Source organism: Kitasatospora sp. NPDC059571 (genome assembly GCF_042735675.1).
Taxonomy (GTDB): domain Bacteria; phylum Actinomycetota; class Actinomycetes; order Streptomycetales; family Streptomycetaceae; genus Kitasatospora.
This window is the reverse complement of the sequence record NZ_JBHWBW010000801.1, coordinates 1-1,598: the sequence shown is the minus strand read 5'-3', so window position 1 is coordinate 1,598 and position 1,598 is coordinate 1. Positions and strand designations below refer to the sequence as shown.

The 1,598-nt window shown below is 72.5% G+C and carries 3 protein-coding genes; 2 read left to right on the top strand and 1 reads right to left on the bottom strand.

What is annotated here, in order from left to right; all coding sequences use genetic code 11:
* Positions 1–152 precede the first annotated feature (152 nt).
* Positions 153–359 carry a hypothetical protein gene (locus tag ACFV0G_RS39170; protein ID WP_380558633.1) on the bottom strand — a complete coding sequence of 69 codons (207 nt, stop codon included), beginning with the start codon at positions 357–359 and terminating at the stop codon, positions 153–155.
* Positions 360–617: 258 nt separating this feature from the next.
* On the opposite strand from ACFV0G_RS39170, the gene ACFV0G_RS39165 reads away from it, so the two are divergent.
* Positions 618–995: a helix-turn-helix domain-containing protein gene (locus ACFV0G_RS39165; protein WP_380558630.1), complete on the top strand. Its 378-nt coding sequence runs from the start codon at positions 618–620 to the stop codon at positions 993–995.
* A gap of 161 nt (positions 996–1,156) precedes the next feature.
* Positions 1,157–1,420 carry a hypothetical protein gene (locus ACFV0G_RS39160; protein ID WP_380558627.1) on the top strand — a complete coding sequence of 88 codons (264 nt, stop codon included), beginning with the start codon at positions 1,157–1,159 and terminating at the stop codon, positions 1,418–1,420.
* The last annotated feature ends 178 nt before the right edge of the window (positions 1,421–1,598 follow it).

The following is a 1,598-nucleotide window of genomic DNA, read 5'->3' as shown; positions in this document are numbered from 1 at the left end:
CGCCCACCCGGTGCGGCTCCGCGCCCGGCGGCTGCTCCGTCCGGAGGCGACCGACGCGCGCGGGGAGATCCGCGTGGAACCCCAACCCGGCCGCGGGACCGCGCCGGGGGCCGCCCGCCCGGGGGGGGGGCGCGGTCCGCACGGTTCGGGACTTACCGCTGGTGGATGCTGACCGACTGCGACGCCTCGGACTGCGCGATGGCGTACGGCGAGTAGTCGTTGACGGCCCACGACTCGTTGTGCGCCTGGACGTAGGCGACGTTGGCGTGGATCTTCACGAACTTCAGCCGTCCCAGCGCCTCGCGGCTCGGCAGCAGCTCCACGGTCTCGGCGTTGAGCTCGGTGACGTTCATGCTCATGGCAGTGCCTCTCTGTCGGGGCCGAGGGGACTCGGCTCCTGTCCAGTCAGATCGGACGCTCTGTCCGACGAGATTGGACGCTAATCGGTCGCCGGGGGGAACTGCAAGTACAAACACGAACACGTCGTGTCACCGGACCTCGAAGGAGGGAAATCGCCAGGTGGGATGCGTGATCGCTGGGACGGCGCGCCGGTGAGCCGTAGAATCGGGGCCACCGGACGGGTTCCGCCGGCCCCGACAGCAGGAAGCACACCATCCGTGGACAACGCACTGCAGGGAATGATCAGGCGGCAACTGGAGGCGCAGGGTTGGTCCTACGGGGACGCCGCCCGGCGGGGCGGGCTGCCGCGCTCCACCGTCCACCATCTCGCCACGGTGGAGCGGCTGGTGCGGATGCCTCAGCCCGCGACCCTCGAACGCCTCGCCGTCGGGCTGGACTTGCCGCTGGAGGCGGTGCGGCGGGCGGCGGCCGAGTCCTGCGGGATCTACCTGTACGCGGAGGACGCCGCCGGTGCGGCGGCCGATCCGGAGGTGGCCCCGCTGATCGCCAGCCTCCGGCAACTCTCCGCCGCCGACCGGCGGCACGTCGCGGCCCTGGTCGAATCCCTGCTGAAGCGGACCGCCGACGGTAGCTGACATGCACTCGCCCCGGCGCGAACTCCGCCGAGACATACCGCCGTTAGAGGGTGCAAAAGGATAAAAATCAGGAGATCGGGGCTATCGTCTTCTCGTACCCGGGGCTGTGAGCCGCACGAGCCTCCGGCACCTGCAGGGTGCTCGTCGTACACGGAGGCGATGTGCTGGTCGTTCACGGAGGCTCGAACACCGCAATCGTCCGCGACCGGACCGGGCGCCCCGTGGTGCTGCTCTCCGGCGAGCGGCCCGAGGCCCTGACCTCGGGGATACAGGCCGGCCTGCGCGACCTCGCCGCCGCCGTGCTGACCCCGGGGGAGACCGAGCGGCTCGAACGCTGGCTGGCGGGGCTGCGTCGCGGCGACCGGGTCGACCGGAGCCGCCTGGAGGTCGAGGGCGTGGTGCTCACCCTCTACGGCGAGGTGTGAGCAAGCTCCGTGCGGCGCGCGGCGGATGGCGTGCGCCCGGCACACGAAGGACTCCCCGCGCCGGCGGGGAACGGATGCGGGGCGGGCGGGGCCGGGGGCGGGGGGGGGCGCAGCGCACGCCCGACACCCGAGCGGCCACAACGCGCCGGGAGGGGCGGTCTGGCGGGCGGGTTGAGAG